This is a genomic window from Parapedobacter lycopersici (genome assembly GCF_024643285.1).
In the GTDB taxonomy this organism is placed as follows: Bacteria; Bacteroidota; Bacteroidia; order Sphingobacteriales; family Sphingobacteriaceae; genus Parapedobacter; species Parapedobacter lycopersici.
Genome location: NZ_JAMSLW010000001.1, coordinates 129,995 through 147,190, shown reverse-complemented (window position 1 = coordinate 147,190; position 17,196 = coordinate 129,995). Strand labels below are relative to the sequence as shown.

The 17,196-nt window shown below is 51.8% G+C and carries 14 protein-coding genes; 4 read left to right on the top strand and 10 right to left on the bottom strand.

The features are described 5' to 3' along the window. Positions 1-204: 204 nt before the first annotated feature. Positions 205-978, bottom strand: coding sequence for an XRE family transcriptional regulator (locus NEV57_RS00675; RefSeq protein ID WP_257656357.1), 774 nt, complete (start codon positions 976-978; stop codon positions 205-207). A gap of 110 nt (positions 979-1,088) precedes the next feature. Between NEV57_RS00675 and NEV57_RS00670 the strand changes: the two genes are divergently transcribed. After that, the gene (locus NEV57_RS00670) at positions 1,089-1,409 is read left to right on the top strand and encodes a GIY-YIG nuclease family protein (RefSeq protein ID WP_257656356.1); all 321 of its coding nucleotides are present in this window, start codon (positions 1,089-1,091) and stop codon (positions 1,407-1,409) included. A gap of 3 nt (positions 1,410-1,412) precedes the next feature. Here the strand turns inward: NEV57_RS00670 and NEV57_RS00665 are convergent, their stop codons facing one another. The 5 genes from NEV57_RS00665 to NEV57_RS00645 all read right to left on the bottom strand — a co-directional run bounded on the left by NEV57_RS00665 (position 1,413) and on the right by NEV57_RS00645 (position 11,206). After that, on the bottom strand, positions 1,413-3,155 hold the full coding sequence (locus NEV57_RS00665) for a PQQ-dependent sugar dehydrogenase (protein WP_257656355.1): 1,743 nt from the start codon (positions 3,153-3,155) through the stop codon (positions 1,413-1,415). Between the two features lie 10 nt (positions 3,156-3,165). Then, entirely contained in the window at positions 3,166-4,440 is a 1,275-nt protein-coding gene (locus NEV57_RS00660; RefSeq protein WP_257656354.1) for an amidohydrolase/deacetylase family metallohydrolase, read from the bottom strand. A 103-nt stretch (positions 4,441-4,543) separates the two neighbouring features. Next, positions 4,544-7,672, bottom strand: coding sequence for a tolB protein precursor (locus tag NEV57_RS00655; protein WP_307876368.1), 3,129 nt, complete (start codon positions 7,670-7,672; stop codon positions 4,544-4,546). 88 nt (positions 7,673-7,760) lie between these two features. Then, positions 7,761-10,154, bottom strand: coding sequence for a transglycosylase domain-containing protein (locus tag NEV57_RS00650; protein ID WP_257656353.1), 2,394 nt, complete (start codon positions 10,152-10,154; stop codon positions 7,761-7,763). Positions 10,155-10,225: 71 nt separating this feature from the next. Continuing rightward, positions 10,226-11,206, bottom strand: a complete 981-nt coding sequence (locus NEV57_RS00645) for a cation diffusion facilitator family transporter (protein WP_257656352.1) — start codon at positions 11,204-11,206, stop codon at positions 10,226-10,228. A gap of 190 nt (positions 11,207-11,396) precedes the next feature. Between NEV57_RS00645 and NEV57_RS00640 the strand changes: the two genes are divergently transcribed. Continuing rightward, positions 11,397-12,602, top strand: a complete 1,206-nt coding sequence (locus NEV57_RS00640; RefSeq protein WP_257656351.1) for a pyridoxal phosphate-dependent aminotransferase — start codon at positions 11,397-11,399, stop codon at positions 12,600-12,602. 49 nt (positions 12,603-12,651) lie between these two features. On the opposite strand, the gene NEV57_RS00635 is transcribed toward NEV57_RS00640, so the two are convergent. Further along, entirely contained in the window at positions 12,652-13,896 is a 1,245-nt protein-coding gene (locus NEV57_RS00635; protein WP_257656350.1) for an ABC transporter permease, read from the bottom strand. Positions 13,897-14,106: 210 nt separating this feature from the next. On the opposite strand from NEV57_RS00635, the gene queA reads away from it, so the two are divergent. After that, positions 14,107-15,156 (top strand): tRNA preQ1(34) S-adenosylmethionine ribosyltransferase-isomerase QueA, encoded by a 1,050-nt coding sequence (queA, locus tag NEV57_RS00630; RefSeq protein ID WP_257656349.1) that lies wholly within the window; start codon positions 14,107-14,109, stop codon positions 15,154-15,156. A 63-nt stretch (positions 15,157-15,219) separates the two neighbouring features. Continuing rightward, on the top strand, positions 15,220-15,945 hold the full coding sequence (locus tag NEV57_RS00625) for a 2-C-methyl-D-erythritol 4-phosphate cytidylyltransferase (protein ID WP_257656348.1): 726 nt from the start codon (positions 15,220-15,222) through the stop codon (positions 15,943-15,945). Here NEV57_RS00625 and NEV57_RS00620 read toward each other — a convergent pair. From NEV57_RS00620 to NEV57_RS00610, 3 genes are all read right to left on the bottom strand, one after another. Then, on the bottom strand, positions 15,916-16,068 hold the full coding sequence (locus NEV57_RS00620) for a lmo0937 family membrane protein (RefSeq protein ID WP_257656347.1): 153 nt from the start codon (positions 16,066-16,068) through the stop codon (positions 15,916-15,918). The genes NEV57_RS00625 and NEV57_RS00620 overlap by 30 nt on opposite strands. A gap of 77 nt (positions 16,069-16,145) precedes the next feature. Continuing rightward, a complete protein-coding gene (locus tag NEV57_RS00615) occupies positions 16,146-16,916 on the bottom strand; it encodes an MBL fold metallo-hydrolase (RefSeq protein ID WP_257656346.1) in 771 nt (256 codons plus the stop codon). After that, a complete protein-coding gene (locus NEV57_RS00610; protein ID WP_257656345.1) occupies positions 16,913-17,185 on the bottom strand; it encodes a hypothetical protein in 273 nt (90 codons plus the stop codon). The genes NEV57_RS00615 and NEV57_RS00610 overlap by 4 nt, the downstream gene beginning before the upstream one ends. Between the last annotated feature and the right edge of the window lie 11 nt (positions 17,186-17,196).

The window sequence follows — 17,196 nt, the reverse complement described above, 5'->3', positions numbered from 1 at the left end:
GTGCCGAGCAGCCTCGAAGCGCACTCGAAGCGAAGTCGAAGCCCGGTCGAACAAGTCCCGAAGCAGACTCGAACAACACTCGAAGAAGACCCGAACAACACTCGAAGCACAGTCGAAGAAACGTCGAAGTGCACTAAATGCCCGGGTCAGATAATTCCGACGCGCGTGCTTCCGATTTCCTTATCAGGCCGCGGAAACCACAACCTAACGCTTTTCAACCACCGTGCTGATCGTTTTCTGCATCTGTGCCATCATTGCCGTCAGCGTTTCCATTGTGGGTTCCGGACTGGGTTCGGGCAGCTGCGTGCTGATGTAGGCTTTTGCCTGCCAAACTTCCAGTATATCTGCAGCTTCCACCCAATACGGCTCATAATTCTTATTATCGGAAAGCAGTTTCAGGCCCTTGTCCTCCTTATATTTAAATGCAATACGTTTATATACCACACCATCCGACCGGGAAATGATTATATAGGTCTGGCCGGGTTTTATTTCCACCCAGTTTTCCACATATTCCGCGATTACAATGCTTCCGGGCTGCAGCGGCAGCATGGAGTCGCCCTTGATCTCGAACGCGCGGTAAGTCCCCTGCCTGAACATGGGCAGGCTGAATTTGGGAAGCTCAGCAACGTATTCCGGATCGGCATAACCGTTCAGGTAGCCCGCACTGGCTTTGACCGGAACCAGTTCGATATTCTCCCGGTCTTCCCCGTCTACCGTAATACTTAATACCCGTACGTTGGCTGCATTGCCCCGGGGGGTCGGTTTCCATTTATCATTAATGGTGTCATTGGCCAGTTCATCCATGGTAAGCCCATAGAACGAAGCGATTTTCTTTAGCAAATCGTATTTGGGGTCTGCACGTTCCTCTTCATAGGCACCCACAGAAGCGCGCTTTATCCCCATTTCATCCGCAAACTGCTGTTGGGTAAGGCCTTTTTTCTTCCGTAAGTACTTAAGATTTTTGGCAATGTTGGACATAAAATTGAAAATTAATTTTGATTAACTAAATAAATTAGTATTATTGTGCCAATAAAATTAGCAACAATAATTTAAATGGCAAAATTTAGCCGAAAATAATTTTTCAACAGATGAGCACTTATGTTTATATCCTGACAGACAGCAACCGGAAATGCCTGCATGTGGGCATGACAGCCGACCTATGCCAGGCCGCCGCGGCCTATCGTGAGCTGACAGCCTTGTTTTCCGATACCGGGTCAACCGTTTCCCGGCTGGTGTACCACGAGGCACATCCAACGGAAACGGCAGCCCTGGCCCGTTTCAATGAATTGAGCCGGTATACCCGTATGCAAAAAGAAAGGCTGATCCGCCGGTATAACCCGAACTGGATCAGCCTGTCCCGCACGGCCACGTTCTCCGTGACCCGCCGGCACTGTGCCGTCGCCGGCTAATTACTATTCCGTTCTGTCCGCAATTGCCTTACGGGAGCGCGCCACATCCGCCGCGCTTATCGCGCTGGAGTTATTGTCGAAATTCAATCGGATGTAAGTCAGTATTTTCGCGAGTTCATCGTCGGCCAGAAAACCATGGGGCGGCATCACGCCGTTAAAAGACTGGCCTTTCACGGTAATCGGCCCTTCCAGTCCCTGCAACGTCAACTCAATCAGTTTCCGCTTATCCCCATTAACCCATTCCGATCCGTTCAGCGGTGGAAAACGGTTGCTGTCGCCCTGGCCGTTCCGCTGGTGGCAGGAGGCACAGTAACTGTTATACAGCGTTGCACCCACGTTCGCCTGTCCGCGGTCCAGGTGATCGGCAACGGGATCCGGATCCTTGATATTGGACCGCATTTTCCGTTCTTCCATGGCCTGCAGCTCGGTCGCGCCAAACGCATTTTTGTCGCCCTTGAACATGACCCGCCATATTGTGCCTTTTACGCTGTCGCTGATATACAACGAGCCGTCAGGACCCATGGCCAGCCCGACGGGCCGGTGGGCGGCATCGCTGGTATTCACAATCGTGTCCTGCTGCGCGAAACCGTCCGCAAACACCTCCCAGGGGCCTGAGGGCTTTCCGTCACGGAACGGCACGAAGCAGACAAAGTATCCCGACTGCGGATACGGGGTACGTATGGTCGACCCATGGAATGCGATGAATGCCCCGTTTTTATAGCGTGCAGGAAACTGGTCGCCGGTGTAAAACAGCAGGTCGTTCGGGGCCCAATGCCCCGGGAAACCGATCAATGGCTGTGCAATGCTGTCGGCGCCCCCCGTCTTCTTTCCGTCACCACCGTATTCGGGATTCAGCAGCTTTTTGCCCTGCAGCTGATCGTAATAATAATAAGGCCATCCGGCATTATCCCCTTCCTCCAGCCGGAAGAACTCTTCGGACGGAAGCATGCCGCTGTCCCATGCATTGTAATACTCGGGCCATGAAGTATTGAGGTAATCACGGCCGTGCTGGAGGGCATACAGCGCATTGCTTTCGGAATTCCAGCTCATCCCCACTACGCTCCGCAGGCCGGTAACGTACCGCTTGCCATCGCGCTGTGTCTGGTTGGTCTTATTGGCATCAAACTGCCATATTCCGCCGTGGTCTTCCAGCTCCGGGCAGGGGAATTGCCCCGGCGCACCGGGCACGCGTCCGCCCAGCTGGCAGATATCACTTGGCGCGCCGAAGGAAACATACAGGTGTCCCTCATTATCAAATGCAAGGGGTTTTGCCATGTGCTCGTATCCATGGACGTCATTTTTATAATCGTCCACGAGGATGGTCTCCGTTTCGCCTTCCGGGACCAGCTGGCCGGGTGTCAGCTTGGTGCGGTAAACCGCCCCTGCCGAACTGAAATAGAGGTAATCGTTATAAATCCGCATGCCGGTCGGGCCATACCCCGGCGTTACTTCATAGTCGCCGAAAAACACGATGCTATCGGCTTTGCCGTCGCCATCCGTATCCCGCAGGGCTACATTTCCGGCGTTTGGCTGTGCGTCACGCAGTTTTACGTACATATCTCCGTTGGCAGTCACCGCCAGGTGCCTGGCTTTCCCCAGGCTGTCAACCACGGTAACCGCCTCGAATCCACCGGGGAGAATTAATCCGCCATTGTCGGCGTCGCCCGGGGGGAGTGTATCCGCCATGCGTGTACACCCGACGCAGCAAAAGAAGACCAGGATAAGAAAAAAAGGTAATGTTCTCATAACGGCAGTACTATTGGTTCGCATTCCATGTGGCCGACGCAATACCGTTGAGGTCCCAGACAACGCGTCCGGCCCGGATGGTTAACTCGGCCTGCAGCTTGCTGTCGCCTTCCTTTTTATTCAATGACGAATCCAGGAAGCCGATCCTGCCCTGCTGTAGACTGAACACGGCGACGTCCGCCTCGGCGCCTACATCGAGGTTACCGAGCTCTTCGCGGTGGATCACCTGCGCAGGTTTCCAGGTGGATGCTTCAATAGCTGCGCCGAGCGGCATACCGAGATCCAGCATTTTGGACACCACATTAAGCATATCCTTCATACCGGCGTTCATACTGCCCGTGTGCAGGTCAGTACTGATGGTATTCGGCCAGAATCCCTGCTGGGTGGCAGGTACGGCCACCCGGTAAAAGAAACTTCCGCCGCCATGCCCCACGTCAAAGATAAGCCCGTTCTTCTGTGCGGTCACCCAATAGGGCTTTACCCGGCCGTTTGCGTCCAGTATTCCCTCCTTCGGACCGTGACCGGAGTGGTCACCGCCATACATATGGGTCAAGATATCCCCCGGCCGCAGCACCTCGGTAAACAGCTTTTCGAGCGGCAGCGGGGAATCGCTGGCGCCGGCGCCGCCGAGGTCGACCATCACCGGAATACCGGCATTCCTTCCCACTTCAGCTGCCTTTTCATAAGGCTCCCATTCCAGGCCCTGGTAATGGGCTATTTTAATGCCGATGATCTCGGGGTGCGCTTTGGCAACCATCGTGGTCATCTTCGGATCCATATCAAAGAGGTTCTGCTCATAGGGAACCACACCCCGCATGCCCTCGCCCACAATATTGAGGAAAGCCAGCACCCGGGTCTGCGAGCGGTCGATCACCTGTTCCTTAAAGAGATTGAAGTTCTTCCAGCCGGCGCCTCCCGCATCGGCAACGGTCGTTACACCCGCACGGAACGTAAAGCCGTCAGGCGGCAGCGCAGTAAAGCTGTTGCTCAGGTACCGGTCGGGAACCGTGCCCCAGAAGTGATGGCCATGCAGGTCGATTAACCCCGGGGTTACATACAGGCCTTTGGCGTCGACGACTTTCTTCGCCTGTGAGGCATTGATGTCCGGGGACACTGCGGCAATCTTTCCATTGCCGATGGCAACGTCCATCACACCGTCGATCCCGTTTTTCGGGTCGATGACGTGCCCTCCCTTTAACAGCAGGTCGTATTGCTGTGCCCGCACCTGCAGCACCGCGAAACAAAAAATAGCAACAAATAGGTAATAGCCTGTTCTTTTCATCATATGGTTTTAATTTAAGGTTAGTTATTTAAACGATTAAACAAGTGATCGCGGCTTTAACTGCCGCGTCTACACTAATAAGAAGACCCCGTTTTCCCTTTTTATCCTACCAGCCCGGAGCGAAATTTAACCCGAATGTACCGAATTCAAGATCAGTCCGCTGAAACGGAAATGCATAATACGGTTCTAATACCAGGGCACCGAACAGGTTAACCCGCAGGGACACGCCCGCGCTTAACGCAGGAATGCGTTCATATACTTCAATTGGTTGTGTCGGATCAAGCGGGTTCGGCCGGGTACCTACCAGGCGCGGGGTGCTTCGGAAAGCTACCTTGGAATCGCTGTTCCAGGCAAGCCCCGCATCAAAAAACAGGTTAAGGTCCGAGAAAAGCAGGCTTGACGGGATAGCCGCCAGCCGTTCCGGACCGGTAAAAGGCAGCCGGATTTCAAAATTGAAAACGGCGATACGCGTACCCATCATGCTATTGAAATTAAACACGCTGGAATTATTCCGGAACGATGCGCTTTCATATCCGCGGATCAGGTGCGGGTAGCCCAGGAACAGCGGGTACAGCGCATTCTCGTCTTTACCCGCGCGCATGTATGTGTATGCACGTGCTGCGATCGTAATCGGTTTAAACCGGCTGTATTTACGCAGGTCAAAGGTATAAGCCGAAAAGTTGTAATCTCCGAAATATTTTTCCATGCCGAGCCGGTAACGGAATCCCTGCAGCGGGGCAGCAATGCCAAACACGGCATTATCGCCCACGAAAGACGCATTGGCCTGCTGGATGGTAAACGCATTGAAGTTGCCTCCGAAAATCGCGCTGGCCTGTTCATTGGTTATCTTATCCCGGCCACCCCTGCCGATATAATCCTGCCACCAGTTATCTACCCGGTAGCTGTACCGGGCAAGCGCCCCGCCAAGCTCAAAGCGGTGATGCTTGGAGAACGGATAGGCGCCAAAAGCTTCTACCTGCTGCTGGAATGTACGGATAATATAGGTTTCAAAACTGGGTACCTGGATGATATCGCCATTCTGGTCGTAAGCCGGACGTGTACCGTATGCCGAAAATCCGGACATGTACGGGATGTGCGAAATGGCCCCACCCCAATTGATCCGGCTTTTCTGGTTGATATAAGCAACCTGTCCGCCGAAGTCATAGATCTCGCCATTGATGGAAAGGGCCGCAAAAATCTGGTTCTGGCCGAGGATATCCGAAAACATACCCTGGATACCGCTGGAGATACCGGCACCGTAACGGCTGCCGACGGCCATACCCATCCCGCTGTTTGCGAGGTAATCCAGTTTGAAATTCGGCCGGTAGCCTACAGAGTCTATCTGGTTATCGGCAATCCGCTGAAATAAATTGAAATTGCTGAGGTTGGCATTCACTACATCGACGCCAAGATTTTCCGGCGGCGGCAGCATGGCGGCGTTGAAGTTGACCGTTAACGGATCTACTTTTACCGGCTCAAAGTCAGCCACTTTTGCATTATATACGCTGTATTCATTCCGTCGGTAATACGAATAAACGACATCGTTATTTGCCGACAGGCTTAATGCCGGTGAATACTCCGTGATGCCGCTGATACCGGTAAAATATTCCGTCATCCGCTCCGTCGTTCCATCGCTCAGCGTATACCGGAACATGTTCCGGAAGCCATCGCTGTTCGACAGGAAATAGAGTTGGCTGTTATCGGCAGAGAACTGCGGATTCAGGTTGTTGGCCCCGGGGAATACGTCGATGTTACTGATTTCGCCGGTAGCCAGGTCAAACACCGCGAGGTTCATGGGGATGTTGACATCCCGCGAACGCTTCTGCCAGGCTACCCGGTCGGTGCTGAATACAATTTTCTGGCCATCCCAGGAGAAACTGGGCTGGAAGTCGGAATAAGCATCGTTGGTCAGCTGGGTCAATTTTTTCGTACCAAGATGATAGAGGTATAAATCACTGACCCCGTTTTTCAGGCCCGAGAACGCGAGGGTTTCGCCATCTGGTGACCAGGCGATGTTACCGAATTCCGTGACGTCACCCATGGCTTCCAGGAACAGCGTACGGCCATTGTTCACGTCCACGGCCATCAGTTTGCTCCGGCCCCGACTGAATACACTGAACGCAAATTTCCGGCTATCGGGGGAAAAAGCCCCCGCCGACTCCAGGAAACTGAATTCATCAATATCGGTATTGGTAAGCCGGCTGCTCAGCTTTCGTATAATTTCGCCGCTCTGTGCATCGGCCAGGAAAAGATCAATACTGAACAGGTCGCGTTCCGACAGGAAAGCCACGTATTTGCCATCGGGTGAAATGGCCGGCGAAACGTTCATGCTCCCCCCGGAATTCTGCCGATTGAGGATGGACCGTCCCACAGGCGCCCTGGAAGTATCGATGGGTAGGCTGCGGTAGGCATTGATCATGCTGTTTTTCCATAGGTTGGACAGTGTTTCGGAATCATACCCGAATACCCGCCTGATCCCCATTTCATAACCGTACATGGCGGTGGCTTTGAATAAGGGCATAATGACCGTATCACCGTAAGTAGACCCGACATATGACCAGAAGGCCTGCCCGAACCGGTACGGAAAATACCGGTTCTGGTTTTCCGTCATTGCCCGCAGCGAGGGAATATCATTATTCAGGTAAGCATCCCGCATCCACATGGCTGTGAAGGCATCCTTTTTCCCGACAGAAAAGTACTCCGCCATCCCCTCAACCATCCAAAGCGGAATATTACCGATATTCTCAAGCCGTGTTGTATCGCCCCCTTCCATCAGCACCCGGTACTGGAAGGCATGCACCAGCTCGTGGCCGAGTACGTGGCGGGTTTGCTGGTTAATGAGCATGACCGGCATGACCACGCGAGTCTTCAGTGCTTCGGTTACCCCGCCGGTACCTACCCCGATTTCGCCCTGTATAGTTGTGGTTTGCTGGAACTCAGGGTGGTTAGCATACAGAATGATGGGGTTCTTCCGGAGAAAAGTATCCCGGAATACCTGTTGATGCAATTCGTACCAGACCTCACTTTCCTTGGCGAGCCACCGGATCAGTGAGTCGTTTTGCACATAGTAATGTAGGTTAAAATGGGGCGTTTCATATACCTTAAAATCCAGTTGCTTATACCGCATTTTGTTCTGTCCGAAATATTGCGCCTGTGCGCCCAGGGCAAAAAGGCAGAGCGCCATACCGATCAGCACTTGGAAATAAAAAGGTCTGTTGATACGAAAATGTGTCATGGAACGTCAGCTGAGATAGTTTTTGAACGTAAAGTTAGAACGAATATCGGTAAAATGGTTTAATAATCATCATGCTATTTGTTTTCGGTTAGCCTTTGCGTGCCGGCCGGTACCATTCCGTTGCTTCCCCTTTGGTTTTGTCCACGGATGTGATCTGCCGGCTACCATCAAGCTGTCGCTTCAGTTCCTCCATATCAAGTGGTTCCTCCAGCGCCGGTGAGTCGGGCAGTCGCAGCGGCGAAATGCTGTCAGTCTGTGTACTGTCGCGGTGGATGATGCGTGGGCTGGGACAATTGTATTGCCGGTTTATCGGCACACCGGCTTCCGGAAACGGGCCGTAGGTATATCCCAGAGCATTATCATGGTATAGTTTCTCCATGTATTTACCAAAAATAGGCAATGCCGTACGTGAACCTTCACCGGTCTGGGAGTTCTTAAAATGAATGCTGCGTTCGTCGCATCCCACCCAAACGCCGGTCACCAGGTCTTTGGTTACCCCCATATACCAGCCATCCACGTAATCGGACGAGGTGCCTGTTTTTCCGCCAATCTGATTATTTTCTTTCCATAGATCCCATTCCCATAGGGCCTGCGAGGTACCTTCCGGCTCTTCCATGCTTCCCCGGAGCATGTAGGTCATCAGCCAGGCGACTTCCTCGCTGATCACCTGGGTGTCCCGGGGTTTAAACGTGGCGACCGTACGGCCATCCATTGCGACAATCCGGGATACCAGTATCGGGTCGACGCGCCGGCCCTTATTCATAAAGGTTGCGTATGCGTTGACCATTTCGAAGACGCTGACATCATTGGAGCCCAGGCTAACCGAGGGCACGGAAGCCAGCGGGCTGGTGATGCCGCTGCGTTTGGCTGCATCCACGACCTTGTCCCAGCCGACCTCTTCCGTGATCTGCGCTGTAATGGAGTTTACCGATTTCCCCATGGCCCAGCGCAGCGACATGTCGCGGCCACTGAACACCCAGTCGGCATTTTTCGGCTCCCATACTTTTTCTTCCCCTTTCTCCGTATACGTAATCCGTACCGCCTTATCCACATATTTATCACACGGAGACATGCCCGCCTCCAGGGCGGCAAGGTAGGCAAAGGGCTTGAATGTAGAGCCCGCCTGGCGTTTCGCCTGGAATACGTGGTCGTACTGGTAATACTGGTGGTTTATTCCGCCCACCCATACTTTTATTTCGCCATTATACGGATCCATGGACATCATTCCGGCATTCAGCATCATGGCATAATGGGCCAGCGAATCCATACTGGAATACTGCACCTCCCGGGGCCCGTCCCAGGTGAACACCTGCATGGTCTTGGGCTGGTTGAGGTAATGGAATATGCTGTCTTTATTGCCTTTATAGCGTTCATTTAACTGGCGATAGTAGCTGGTGCGCGAGGCCAGGTTTTCCAGAAAACCATCGATCACTTCCCCATTGGAATTGCGCCATGGGATCTCGCCCTGCCACGCATTTTCCAGTCGGCGCTGGAGGGTTTTCATCTGCTCAGCGACCGTTTCCTCGGCGTGGCGCTGCATGCGGGAATCAATGGTGGTATAAATCTTCAACCCGTCCTCGTAGATGTCATATCCATTTTCGGCGCACCAGGCCTCCAGCCATTTTTCAACAGCAGCACGCAGGTAGGAGTCTTCCCGGGCGGCTTCCTCTTCCGTGCCGAAACTCAACCGGAGCGGTGTTGCCCGGGCCTCCTGATAGGCTTCAGCTGAAAGGAATCCGGCTTTCTGCATCTGGCTGAGCACGATATTACGCCGCTCAACAGATCGGTCCGGGTTGCGCACCGGGTTATATAACGTAGTCCCTTTAAGCATGCCGATGAGCACGGCTGCTTCCGCAGCCGTCAGGTCCGACGGCTGTTTGTTGAAATAGCGCTTAGCCACCGTTTTTATGCCGTATGCGTTGTTGCTGAAGGAAACCGTATTCAGGTACATCGTAATGATCGATTCCTTACTGTACTTACTTTCCAGTTTATAGGCCGTGACCCATTCCTTGAATTTATTGATGACCAGTCCGATGCCGGGTATACGACCCAGGAGTCCCTCAGCCTGGTCATAACGGGTACGGTATAGGTTTTTCGCCAGCTGCTGGGTGATGGTGCTTGCTCCTCTCCGATCACCCTGTGCCGTGGACAGCAAACTGGAAAATACGGCCCGGAAATCCACGCCGTGGTGCTGGAAAAACCGGATGTCCTCGGTTGCGATCAGCGCGTTGGTCACGTTGGGCGAAATGCTGTCATAGGGCACCGGCGAGCGGTCTTCCTTGAAATAGCGCCCGATCAGCACACTGTCGGCCGTGTAAAGTTCCGAAGCCACGTGCTGCGCCGGCATGTTGATATCGCGGGACGTGGGGGAATATCCGAACAGCCACAGGAAATTAATTTCGACGGCACAGATGAAGATGACGATAGCATAGCCAACGATCAGGGTATATCGTAAATATTTGTTCCGTATTTCTTTAAACATCAGGTAAAGATGAAGAATTGTTTTTGCAATGCGGCTATCAAAAATGTTAAAATTCGGCCATCAATGCGCGGTTAGCCGTTTTCAAAATGCTTTTCATTTTTACCCAGTCGCTCCTCGTCCCACACATGATCCACCTGCTGTGCTTCCGAGCGGATAGGGCAATTTTTAACCCGGCAATACTTGCAGCATGCCGGTATACAGGGGTCTGCATGGATAAATAATTCGGTATTGCTGTGCAAGTTACTGTTAATCACGGTATCGATGAGCGACACCTCGTCGTGCACCTTGTTGAGATCGTAATAGTTGGGCAAGGTTACATGGCAATCGATATGCAGCTCATGCCCATAACGCTGGACACGCAGGTTGTGCACATCAATCCAATCGTCTTTCCGGTGCCGTTGTAATATATTGGCTACCTTCCCCAGTAGTTTCATGTCCGATTCATCCATCAGTCCGGCGATAGACCGCCGCAGGAGCTTATATCCGCTGATCAGGATATACGTGCCCAGCCCCAGTGACAGTACGATATCGATCCACCCGAATCCGGTGATATACATCAGGAACAGTCCCACCAAAAGTCCGACCGTACTGTACGCATCGGTCTGTAAGTGCTTGCCATCGGCAAGCAGCGTCAGCGAATTGAGCGATTTACTCTGGGTGACCATGTATGTACCCAGTACAAAATTGACCACCCCGGTAAACGCCAGCAGTCCCATGCCCCCGATCAGGTTACCCACCGTTTCCGGAAAAAAGATGTTATATACTGCCTTGGCCAGGATCAGCATCCCGGCAATAAAAATTAATCCACCTTCAAGGAATACCGAAAAAAATTCCACCTTACCGTGGCCGTACGGATGGTTCTGATCGCGCGGCCGGGCTGCCAGGTGGATGCTGTAAAAAGCAAATCCGGAGGCCACGACATTGACGATGCTTTCCATGGCGTCGGTGAGGACCGCGTTGGAGTTCGTTAATAAATAAGCGCCGAATTTTATCAGCATCAGCAGAATACCGGCAGCCAGTGCGAGTCGGATTATATTTTTCTGTTTATTCAAAATATATTTTTCTGCTTACCAAATATGTTTTTCTATTTACACAAAACAATCGTTCGAACGTTGGAAGGCAAAGATAACGAATGCCGCGCACACCCACATATAAAACAATGTGGCAACACCCGGGAAATCCGCATTCCCGACAAATAATAATTGTTGTTGGAATCGCCAGTTTTGTCTAATTTTGTCCACCATGAGCACATCTTCTATTCTTTCCGATAGGATAAATAATCTGTCCGAATCGGCCACCTTAAAAATGACCAAACTTGGCCGTGAACTCGCGGAAAAAGGCGTTCACGTCATTAGCCTCAGCGTGGGTGAACCTGATTTTCACACCCCGGACCATGTAAAGGCCGCAGCCAAGCAGGCGCTGGATGAAAACTACACCCGCTATTCCCCTGTACCGGGGTATCCGGATCTCCGCAAGGCTATCGTGAAGAAGCTAAAGGAAGAAAACAACCTGGACTATGATGCCTCGCAGATCGTGGTATCGACCGGGGCCAAACAATCGCTTTCCAATGCGATACTGACCCTGATCAATCCGGGCGATGAGGTCATCATCCCCACGCCCTACTGGGTATCCTATTCGGAGATGGTAACACTTGCGGAAGGCAAGTCGGTATTCATTAATACAACCATCGAGAGCGATTTTAAGATCACACCCGAAGAACTGGAAGCTGCGATTACATCGAAAAGCAAGCTTTTCATGTTTTCTTCACCGTGCAATCCCACGGGCAGCGTATACAGCAAAGCGGAGCTGGAAGGGCTTGTGCGGGTATTTGAGAAACATCCCGACATTTATATTATTTCCGACGAGATTTATGAGCACATCAATTTCATCGGACAGCATGAATCCATTGCGCAGTTCGACAGCATTAAAGACCGCGTAATCCTGATCAATGGCTTTTCCAAGGCTTTTGCGATGACGGGCTGGCGCCTGGGCTACCTGGCAGCCAGTAAAGAAATAGCGGCAGCTAATGACAAACTGCAGGGACAAACCACATCAGGAACCTGTTCTATTGCCCAGCGGGCAGGCATTGCTGCCTATGCACAGGGCTTGGACAGCGTATTGAAGATGAAAGAAGCGTTTGAGCGCCGCAGGGACCTGGTATACAACCTGTTGAAGGAAATTCCGGGCGTGAAGACGAACCTGCCGGAAGGTGCGTTTTACTTTTTCCCGGACATCAGTTCGTTTTTCGGAAAAAAGGACCCTCAGGGGAATATCATCAAAGATTCGAGTGACCTGGCGCTTTATCTCTTAAATGAGGCCCATGTGGCTACCGTGGGTGGCGACTCCTTTGGGAATAATAATTACATCCGGTTGTCCTATGCAGCATCGGACGAAAATCTGAAAGAAGCGTTGCGGCGCATTAAAGAAGGCCTGGCTAAACTGAGCTAAGGGAACAACGGCCCGCACAGGTTTTTATATTATTACGGCGATCCGGAAGTTACTTGCTTCGGATCGCCTCTACCGGGTTAAGCCGGGCAGCCATGGCTGCAGGCACGATACCTGCTACCAGCCCGATCAGGGTAGACAGCAAGACCGTAAGCATAACCATCCCCAAATTCACGACTATACCCAAACCAAAGACCAGCTTGACCAGGAAGGCTAGCAGATAGACGATGGATAACCCCATAAACCCGCCGATTACACACAGCGCAATGGCTTCGATGAGAAACTGGGAGAGGATAAAATAATTTTTTGCACCCAGTGACTTTTGTATGCCGATGATGTGGGTCCGCTCCTTCACCGACACGAACATGATGTTTGCGATGCCAAATCCGCCTACCAGGATGGAGAAGATACCGATAAACCCACCGGCCAGGTTGATTACCTTAAACATGGAATCCAGCTGCGCGGTAATCACCGTTGTTTTATTCAGGGAGAAGTCGTCCTGCTGCTGCGGGCTTAGCCGATGAATGGACCGCATGACACCCCGTAATTCGCTCTCCGTTTCTTCCAGTGCGATAGCGGGACGGGCGCTCACCATGATAGCCGGACTGTAACGCCTGATATTTACGAGATTACGGCCAAGATTAAGTGGAATCATCACCACGTTATCCATGGAAACGTCGAAGATCATCCCCTCTCCTTCCTTTTTGAAAATACCGATGACCGTTATTCTCCGGCCCAGCACTGAAACTTCCTTGCCAATCGGGTCCGCATTGGGAAACAATCCCTCGGCAATGGTTGCGCCGATCACGGCCACGGTACTGCCCCGGCTGGATTCGATTTCGGTAAAATACCTTCCGTCCTGGATTTCCAGGTTCCGGATGTCATAGAGTTCGTGCGAAGTAGCCGTAACGGTAACACCCGACACGTTGTTATTGAAGTACTGGACGGTACGGTTCCCGATATCAATGGAAAACGAAACGGCTTCCGCGGTGGTCATCCGTTCCTTCAGCGCCTCGTAATCCCGCAGGTCCGGCTCGGGCCGGTTGACATACTGCCACCAGGGAAAGTCAGGTCCGCCGTCCCATGGCCATTTCATCACGTAGATGGTTTTACTCCCCAGTTTCTCAACGCTGCTTTCGAGATTCGCCCGCAGGGTGTCCACCGCGGAGAATACGCCGATAATAATCAAGATCCCGATGGTCACACCCAGCAGGGATAACAACGTCCGGGTACGGTTTTCGCGCAGGGCGGAAAACGCGAAACCAAAACTCTCACCGATTAGCTTCAGAAACAACATGTTCTATAGACGTATAGGATCATCAAAAGTTACATAAAAAAATGGGGTGCCGTCACCGGCTATAAAACTGCGAAACCCTCATCATATTACCAAAATAATTTCATAAATTTGCGCGCTAATTTAATTGGTATTGTCCGAAAGGGGTTCCTCAGGGTATCCTACTGAAACGGCACACGGCATCGGACAGCCTCCTATATAACTGCATCAACAATGAAGCTATCTCAATTTAAATTCAATCTCCCCGAATCACTCATTGCAAACGAACCCAGCGAAAGCCGGGATGAGTCGCGCTTGATGGTCCTCGACCGGAAAACCGGGAAAATAGAACACAAAATATTCAAGGATGTCCTGAACTATTTCGACGATAAGGACGTTTTGATCCTGAATAACACGAAAGTTTTTCCGGCCCGCATGTATGGCAATAAAGAGAAAACAGGGGCAACGATTGAAGTGTTTTTATTGCGTGAACTGAATAAGGAGCTCCGCCTGTGGGATGTATTGGTAGACCCGGCGCGGAAAATCCGGGTGGGCAACAAGCTTTATTTTGGCGAGGACGACCTGCTGGTTGCCGAAGTAGTGGACAACACCACTTCCCGCGGCCGTACCATCCGGTTTTTGTTTGACGGCAGCGATGAAGAATTCCGCCGGAACATCGAAGTTCTGGGGGAAACCCCGCTTCCGAAATACATTAAGCGCAAGGCCACGCCGGAAGATAAATTCCGTTACCAGACCATTTTTGCCAAGCATGAGGGTGCCGTGGCGGCCCCTACCGCAGGATTGCACTTCAGCCGGGAGCTGATGAAGCGTTTTGAGCTTAAGGGTGTGGATTTTGCCGAAATTACGTTACATGTTGGACTGGGAACATTCCGCACGGTAGAGGTGGAAGACCTTACCAAACATAAAATGGACTCGGAGCAGTTTATCATCACACCGGAAGCAGCCAATACGGTAAACCGGGCGATAGACACGAAAAAGCGGGTGTGCGCTGTAGGTACGACTTCCATGCGTGCCATTGAGTCTTCTGTATCGGCCGACAGGCACCTGAAACCGGCTAACGAGTGGACAAGTAAATTTATTTATCCTCCCTATGATTTCAGTATTGCCGACAGCATGATTACCAACTTCCATACGCCGGAGTCTACGCTGCTGGTTATGATTGCTGCCTTTGGTGGTTATGAACATGTAATGCATGCGTACGAAGTAGCTGTTAAGGAGAAATACCGGTTCTACAGTTACGGAGATGCCATGCTGATTATCTAAATACAGGACTGGGAATTACAGCACTTTAACTGATCCTGCGTTGCGCAGTGCTCGCGTTCGAAGATGACCATTCATTATGCCATAATCGTTGCGGGGGGAACGGGAAGCCGTATGGGTTCCGATGTTCCCAAGCAATTTATGCTGCTTAACGGGCTTCCGGTAATGATGCATACATTATTGGCTTTTCAGCGAAGCAAGTGTGCCCCGCATCTGGTGCTCGTGCTCCACCCATCAATGCAGGAGCAATGGCGCTTACTCTGTAACGCCCATCATTTTCAGGTGCCGCATAAACTTGTTGTTGGCGGCGAGAGCCGGTTCGAGAGCGTGAGAAGCGGGCTGGAAGAGATCAGGTTGACGGACGGACAGGCTCCCGGGGTGCTTATTGCCGTTCATGATGCCGTAAGGCCACTGATTAACCCCGATTTAATTGATTTGTCGTATGCGGAGGCCGCGCGTTCCGGAAATGCGGCACTGGCAGTACCGAGCAGCAACTCCGTCCGGATTGAACAATTGGACGGTGCAGGGACGTTCTCCTACCCAAGGGAAAAGGTTTACCTGATGCAGACTCCGCAGACCTTCAGGGCTGCGGATCTTTTTCATGCTTATGAACAGCCCGAAGACAACACCTGCACCGACGATGCCTCGGTGGTAGAAAAAACAGGCATCCCCATCACCCTGGTGCCTGGGGATACCTGCAATATCAAAATCACCTTTCCGGATGACCTGCTGGTAGCCGAACGGTTATTGACCAGCCGCCGGTCAGGCAGCTCCCCGGATTACGCGCAGTAGAATCGCTATTATTGCGATAACCAACAATACGTGGATGATGCCGCCGGTGTAATACCCGCCAAAATAACTGATCGCCCAGGCGATAACCAGGATGATCGCAATGAAATACAATAAATTTCCCATAGCATTATAAGGTTAATGATTAATAATCACCTTTATCAACAGACATATGGGAAAAATGTTTGGTGTATGGTATTGGATTACGCGTGCAATCCGGTTAGCATCAAGCCATCGTACGCGAGGGAGATACTGCTTGGCAATTCGCGCTGCACTTCTTCGTGCCGCCCCAGCCGGTGGCTGATGTGGGTAAAATAAGTCTGCTCGGCACCCACTTGCTGTGCAAACGCCACCGCCTCATCCAGCGTGAAGTGGGAGATATGCGGGTCGCGCTGCAAGGCATTGACCACGAGTATTTTTGTCCCCTTTATTTTCGCTACTTCCGGTTCGGCGACCGTCTTGGCATCGGTGATATACGTAAAATCCCCAATGCGGAAGCCCAGTACCGGCATCATGTAGTGCATCACTTCAATGGGTTGTATCATAGCGCCGAATAATGGGAACGCCGCCGTGGTAATCTGATGCAGCTCCAGCTGGGGAACCCCGGGGTATTTTTTTGCGGAAAAGGCATAGTAAAACTCCCGTTCCAGCGCCTCGTGCACCTCCGTGCTACCATAAATATCGATAGCTCCCCCTTTTTGCCTATTGAAGGCGCGCACGTCGTCCAATCCGGCAACATGGTCCTTATGTGAATGAGTAAAGAGAATAGCGTCCAGCCGGGTTACCTGTTCCCGCAGCATCTGGTAACGGAAATCAGGCCCGGTATCAATGACAATGTTCCGGTTGTTCAGCTCAACCAGGATGGATGAGCGCAGTCGCTTATCTTTTGGATCCGGCGAGGTACATACCCTGCAGTCGCATGCAATCACCGGGACCCCCTGGGAAGTACCTGTACCTAAAAATTTAACTGTCAAATTGTTAGTTTCGTTTGTTTGATGCTTCGTAAAAACTGCTTTTGCTTATCGCTGAGGGCATCGCTCTCCGTATTTATTCCCTGTAAAAGCCCGGTTAGCGCATTTATTTTCATCTCCAGGTTGGAGAATCGGTTAACCACTACCATTTTATTGGCCTGCAGCATGCAGGCACCGGTTCTAAAATTCCCTTTTTCATACCGCACCCGGTATCCGAGATCGCGCAGCAGCGATTCGAGCTTATCCAGGCTATGTTGTGTGTTCGGAAGCAATGGTTTATATT